Source organism: Pseudanabaena biceps PCC 7429 (genome assembly GCF_000332215.1).
In the GTDB taxonomy this organism is placed as follows: Bacteria; Cyanobacteriota; Cyanobacteriia; order Pseudanabaenales; family Pseudanabaenaceae; genus Pseudanabaena; species Pseudanabaena biceps.
Window position 1 is genome coordinate 20,802 of the sequence record NZ_ALWB01000036.1, and the last position, 6,537, is coordinate 27,338.

A 6,537-nucleotide genomic window follows, 5' to 3' on the forward strand; every position below is an offset into this window, starting at 1 on the left:
CTGAGGTAATTATGCGCAATCGATTAATGCTGAATTAGTTGAATTAGCTGAGGGGGAGCAAGAATTATAGAATGACTGGATTTGATATTGTTTCATCTTTGTTTGTCTTAAGATTCTTAAGATATTTTGGTCGATTAATCCGTTGATGCCTTTACATACATCTGATTTTATGGAGAAGATTTAAATGAAAGTCGTATTATTTTGTGGTGGGCAAGGGACGAGATTGCGGGAAGAAACAGAATATCGTCCTAAGCCCTTAGTTGAAGTTGGTGGAAGACCAATTCTTTGGCATATTATGAAAATTTTCGCCCATTATGGAATAAATGATTTTGTCTTGTGTCTTGGCTATAAAGGCAGCAATATCAAAGAATATTTCTTGAATTACGAAGCAATGAATAATGACTTTACAATACGTTTGGGTAAGGGGAATCAAGTTCAATATCATAATATGCATGGCGAGCAGGACTTTACAGTTACCCTTGCCAATACGGGTTTAGAGACAATGACGGGAGGTAGATTAAAACAGGTTAGTAAATATATTGATGACGAGATATTTATGGTTAGCTACGGCGATGGAGTGGCAAATATTGACATTTCGTCCTTGATTGAATTTCATAGAAGCCATGGGAAAATTGCTACAGTGACGGCTGTACGTCCATTCTCGCGATTTGGAGTTCTCAATATTAGCGATCGCGAAGAGGTTGTAGACTTTACGGAAAAGCCTCAAATTGATAGCTGGGCAAGTGTAGGCTTTTTTGTGTTTAATCGCAAGATTTTTAATTATTTAGGAGGAGACGACTGTATTTTAGAGCAAGAGCCATTACAGAAGCTTGCGGAGAACGGACAACTGATGGCTTATCGACATCATGGATTCTTTTATGCAATGGATACCTATCGAGAATATAAATACTTGAATGAGTTGTGGGAAAGTAAAAATGCGCCTTGGAAAGTTTGGCCATGAATAATTTTTGGCAAAACCGTTCTGTCTTCATTACAGGTTGTACTGGACTATTAGGCAGTTGGATGACTCAAGAACTGGTCGAACGTGGAGCAAAGGTAGTTGGGTTAGTCAGAGATTGGACTCCACAATCAAGACTGTTTCAAATGGGACTAGAAAAGAAAATTGTGACTGTTTATGGAAAGGTTGAGGATCTCTCAATCTTGGAACGGATCGTCAATGAGTACGAAGTGGAAACGGTGATCCACTTGGCTGCACAAACTATTGTTGGAGTCGCTAATCGCGAACCCCTATCAACCTTTGAGTCAAATATCAAAGGTACTTGGAACGTGTTAGAAGCCTGTCGTCGAGTGGGTAAAGTTGGGCGAATTATAGTTGCTTCTAGCGATAAAGCCTATGGCTATCAAGAATTTATGCCCTATTCAGAGAATAATCCTTTGCGGGGTGAGCATCCCTATGATGTATCGAAAAGTTGTGCTGATCTAATCTGTCATGCTTATTACAAAAGTTATAATCTGCCTGTTTGTGTTACACGCTGTGGTAACTTTTATGGTGGAGGCGACCTTAACTTTAATCGTATTGTCCCTGACACTATTTGTTCGACATTAAGAGATCGTCCAGTAGTTATTCGTAGTGACGGCAGCTATATTCGAGACTATTTTTACGTCAGAGATGGAGTGTTTGCCTATCTACATCTAGCCGAACAAATGGATCGACCTGAAATTTTAGGTGAAGCATTTAATTTTAGCAATGAGCTCCAAATTTCTGTCTTAGAAATTGTGCGTAAAATTCTGACCTTGATGGATAAAGAACACCTACAGCCAAAGATTTTAAACCAAGCTCACAATGAGATCGAACATCAATATTTGTCAGCAGCTAAAGCAAGACAAATTTTGAATTGGAGTCCAGTTTATTCACTAGAAGAAGGCTTAAAAGAGGCGATCGCTTGGTATACAGATTTTTTAGATTCAAAGTCATCAAACGATCGACAAGCGTAAGCAGTGCGGAAATTAAAGGATGAACAAGACAAATTCCCATGCTGAGATTAGCAATGATTTTGATTCACAAGAACAAGATTTGCGATTACAAGTTTTTAAAGCTGTTAGAAATTACTATCAGCATAAATTTCCAGCCCCAAAATTTACGGCTGGTGAAACTTACCTACCTGTCTCAGGTAAAGTTTTTGACGAAGCAGAGCTTTTAAATCTAGTTGATGCATCCCTAGATTTCTGGTTGACAACTGGACGCTATGCCGCAGAATTTGAAAAGCGCTTTGCGAAGTGGATGGGAGTAAAATATTGCCTACTCGTGAACTCTGGCTCTTCGGCAAATTTACTAGCCCTAACGGCGCTTACCTCCCCAAAATTAGGAGATAGGCGATTGCAGTCTGGCGATGAAGTCATTACTGTCGCCGCAGGATTTCCCACAACTGTTAACCCTATCTTTCAAAATCAGCTAATTCCTGTCTTTGTGGATATTCAGCTATCTACCTATCAGATTGATGTAGCACAATTAGAATCGGCATTGTCATCAAAAACTCGTGCAATCATGATTGCTCATACTTTGGGCAATCCCTTCGATATTGAGGCGGTGGTGGGATTTGCCCAAAAACACGACCTATGGTTAATCGAAGATAATTGCGATGCCGTGGGTTCTCTTTATCAAGGACAGAAAACGGGAACTTTCGGGCATTTATCAACCGTGAGTTTTTATCCAGCCCATCATATGACTATGGGGGAAGGTGGCGCGGTGTTAACAAGTGATCCCTTACTCAAAAAAATAGTTGAGTCTCTCCGCGATTGGGGGCGAGACTGCTGGTGTGCCCCCGGACACGATAATACCTGCAATAAACGCTTTGAATGGCAACTGGGGGATTTACCCTATGGCTACGATCATAAATATACCTATTCTCATATTGGCTTTAATCTCAAAATGACGGATATGCAAGCCGCTATTGGTATTGCTCAATTGGATAAGCTACCTAATTTTATTGCTAGACGAAGAGAAAATTTTGATTTTCTGAAGCAACAGCTACGGGATTTACAGGATTTTTTGATCATGCCTGAGCCCACAATTGGTTCTGAGCCTAGTTGGTTTGGCTTTCTTATTTTAGTCAAGGAAACCGCCCCCTTTACACGTAATGAATTAGTAAAGTACTTAGAGCAAAAAAAGATTGGAACGCGGCTTTTATTTGCTGGTAATCTAGTTAAACAGCCTGCTTACAAAGACTTGTTTTATAGAGTTATTGGTGATTTGCATCATACTGATCAGGTAATGGAAAAGTCTTTTTGGTTGGGAGTTTTTCCTAGGCTAAATGAAGAAATGTTGATCTATATAGCTTCAACTATTCGCGAGTTTATTGGGGATTCAGTCAATGAGTAAAAAGATTATTGAAGAAGATTTAAAAAATATCATTTCTACCGATCTACCGTGGGAAGAATTTAAAGACTCGACTGTTTTAATTTCGGGAGCTAGCGGTTTTTTGCCCGCCTATATGGTAGATACTCTTATGTATTTAAATAAAATCAGAGGGCTAAATATAGAAGTTATTGGACTTGTTAGAAATAAAGAAAAAGCTCTAAGTAGATTTGCAAACTATCAAAATAGAAAGGATTTTAGGCTTTTAGTCCAAGATGTATGTAGTCCTATCGATTGCACAGATAATATTGATTATATTATTCATGCTGCTAGCCAAGCTAGTCCCAAGTATTATGGGAGCGATCCAGTTGGTACTCTAAGTGCCAATATTTTGGGGACTCATAATCTTCTAACTTTAGCTTGTAAGAACTCGTTAAAAAGTTTTTTGTTTTTTAGTAGTTGTGAAGTATATGGTCAAGTTGTTTATTCACAAATTCCTACGAAAGAGGATCGATATGGATATTTAGATCCTCTACATTTAAGGTCTTGTTACGCTGAGAGCAAGAGAATGGGAGAAACGATGTGCTTGTCTTGGTTTAGTCAATATGGATTGCCCACTAAAATTGTAAGACCATTTCATACCTATGGCTTTGGCATGAGTTTAAATGATGGCAGAGTTTATGCTGATTTTGTTGCGGATATATTAAGTAATCGCGATATTCACATTAAAAGTGATGGTATGGCAACTAGGGCTTTTTGTTATATAGCGGATGCTACTATGGGCTTTTTTACAGTGTTACTTAACGGTGAAAACGGACAAGCTTATAACGTTGGTAATGATCTTTGTGAGATTAGTATTATGGATTTAGCTAATCGACTCACTACTTTATTCCCTGATAAAAAATTAAACGTAGTTAAGGATTGTCCTGCTAATGATAGTGGATATCTCAAAAGTAATGTTTCGAGAAGTTGTCCCGATATTACTAAGATTGCTACTTTAGGATGGCAACCAAAGACATCAATTGAAGATGGTTTTAGAAGAACTGTTCTTAGTTTTTTGTAGCCATCTAAGTAATACCAATTCACTGAAGTGAGCCAACACTTCAGTGAATTAAAAAGCCATTCAGGTTTTCAATTCACAAAATTGCAACGCCATTTTGTGAATTGAAAACCTGAATCCAGTCAGATTTTTAAAAACACAAAATAGCTACGCCATTTTGTGTTTTCGTATTAGTTATCATGTGAAGGCAATTGAATTGTCAATTTGCAACTAAAAAAATTGGAATAATTCATAATGTATGTTTGATCCTAAAAAGCTACGGCAAACGATTCTGAAAATGGCTTATGCTGGTTCGGCGTTACATATTGGCTGTGCCTTTTCGATAGTAGAAATTCTTGCTGTGATATACCGATCGCATCTTTATCTCCCGAATCATGAGCCAGATCTACCGCTGCGAGATTATCTGGTTTTGAGTAAAGGGCATGGTGTTATGGCGCAGTATGCCTGTATGTATGAGTTAGGTTGGTTAACGGATAGGGATATTCAAGATTATGCTCGAGATGGCACTATCTTGAAGGGATTGTCCGATGCGCATATTAAAGGACTTGAGGTTAGTTCTGGCTCCTTGGGGCATGGCTTATCTGTGGGGGTGGGATTAGCTTTAGCGGCTAAGAAAAATCACACCAGTCAACGCTGTTTTGCGATCGTTGGGGATGGTGAGATTAATGAAGGGGCCATATGGGAAGCTTTACTTTTTGCTGCCCATTTCGAGTTATCCAATCTATTAGTTATTGTTGATAAAAATGGTTATCAAGCTATGGGCGCAACTGATGAAGTTATGCGACTGGGGAATATTGTTGATAAATTGCAAGCATTTGGCTTTGAAACTAGAGAAGTCGATGGACATGATGAATTATCGCTAGATCGGACAATTCATGAATTAATGGGGCTCGATTCAAAGTCACCTAGAGCGATCGTTGCCCATACGATTAAAGGTAAAGGTGTGTCATTTATGGAAAACAATAATATTTGGCACTATACAAGGCTTAATGATGAGACCTATCAATTAGCGATCGCCGAACTCCAGTCTTACAGCAATTATCAATCAAGCGAACCACAAGGAGATGTTTAAAAGCGTTGCAAAGCAACGCTTTTAAACATCTCCTTGGTTTGGGTTTGAGCGCAAAGCGCTGTAAGAACTTCAATCTTAAAGATATTGCCATGAGAAATGCTTTTTCAAGAGCTTTAATTGCTGCTGCCAAATCCGATGATCGGATCGTTTTACTGACGGGAGATCACGGCTATGCCCTATTTGATGAATTTCGCAAAGCTTGTCCTGAGCAATATATAAATGCTGGGGTCGCCGAACAAAATATGGTCGGTGTCGCCGCAGGTTTAGCCAAGGGAGGCTTTAAACCCTTTGTATATGGTTTAAGTGCTTTTATCCCGATCCGCGTATTGGAACAAATTAAGCTGGATATTTGTTACGAGCAGTTACCCGTAGTATTTATTGGCGACGGGGCAGGGGTGGTCTATAGCACACTTGGCTCTAGCCATCAAAGTACCGAAGATATGGCAGTACTACGAGCAATTCCCCATATCAATATTTTTTCTCCATGCGATCGCTATGAAATGGAACAATGCATAAATTTAGCTTTACGATCGCTACAACCCTCCTATATTCGTATGGGTAGAGCAGATTTACCGCAAATTCACAGTTTATTACCTAATTTTCAAGTTGGAGAACTTTGTCATATCAGAGATGGAACTAACAAAATGTGTTTTATCGCAACTGGGTCAATGGTATCGACGGCAATAATGGTTAGTGAAAAGTTTAGTGAAAGTTTTAGTGAAAGTTTTAGTGAAAAGTTTGATAAAGTTGCTGTTTGGAGTGCGCCATGTATTAAGCCATTGGCGATCAAACAAGTTATAGCGATCGCCCAATCCTATGAGATTTTAGTTACCTTAGAAGAACATTCCATCTATGGAGGATTAGGATCGGCGATCGCTGAAATAGTAGCAGAATATTCTCCTACTAGAGTTTATAGAATCGGTATTAAAGATAGATTTTCAAAGCTTTGTGGAAGCTATCAGTATCTTATCCAAGAACATAATTTAGATATCGATTCTATTCTGAATACAATCCAACATTTATAGCTGCGGCTAGTCTTGTTAGGACAAAAATAAACCCCAAAAGAGGGTTGCCGCGCGGAGCGCGGCA

The 6,537-nt window shown here is 38.9% G+C and carries 6 protein-coding genes; all 6 read left to right on the plus strand.

Features of this window, described 5'->3' with window-relative positions; translation table 11 throughout:
- Positions 1 to 184: 184 nt before the first annotated feature.
- Positions 185 to 961, plus strand: a complete 777-nt coding sequence (gene rfbF / locus PSE7429_RS06290) for a glucose-1-phosphate cytidylyltransferase (RefSeq protein ID WP_009626265.1) — start codon at positions 185 to 187, stop codon at positions 959 to 961.
- Positions 958 to 1,956, plus strand: coding sequence for a GDP-mannose 4,6-dehydratase (locus tag PSE7429_RS06295; RefSeq protein ID WP_009626266.1), 999 nt, complete (start codon positions 958 to 960; stop codon positions 1,954 to 1,956). The genes rfbF and PSE7429_RS06295 overlap by 4 nt, the downstream gene beginning before the upstream one ends.
- 19 nt (positions 1,957 to 1,975) lie before the next feature.
- Entirely contained in the window at positions 1,976 to 3,340 is a 1,365-nt protein-coding gene (gene rfbH, locus PSE7429_RS06300) for a lipopolysaccharide biosynthesis protein RfbH (protein ID WP_009626267.1), read from the plus strand.
- On the plus strand, positions 3,333 to 4,379 hold the full coding sequence (locus tag PSE7429_RS06305; protein WP_009626268.1) for an NAD-dependent epimerase/dehydratase family protein: 1,047 nt from the start codon (positions 3,333 to 3,335) through the stop codon (positions 4,377 to 4,379). The genes rfbH and PSE7429_RS06305 overlap by 8 nt, the downstream gene beginning before the upstream one ends.
- A gap of 235 nt (positions 4,380 to 4,614) precedes the next feature.
- Positions 4,615 to 5,448: a transketolase gene (locus PSE7429_RS06310; protein WP_009626269.1), complete on the plus strand. Its 834-nt coding sequence runs from the start codon at positions 4,615 to 4,617 to the stop codon at positions 5,446 to 5,448.
- An 89-nt stretch (positions 5,449 to 5,537) separates the two neighbouring features.
- Entirely contained in the window at positions 5,538 to 6,473 is a 936-nt protein-coding gene (locus PSE7429_RS06315; protein ID WP_009626270.1) for a transketolase family protein, read from the plus strand.
- Positions 6,474 to 6,537 lie beyond the last annotated feature (64 nt).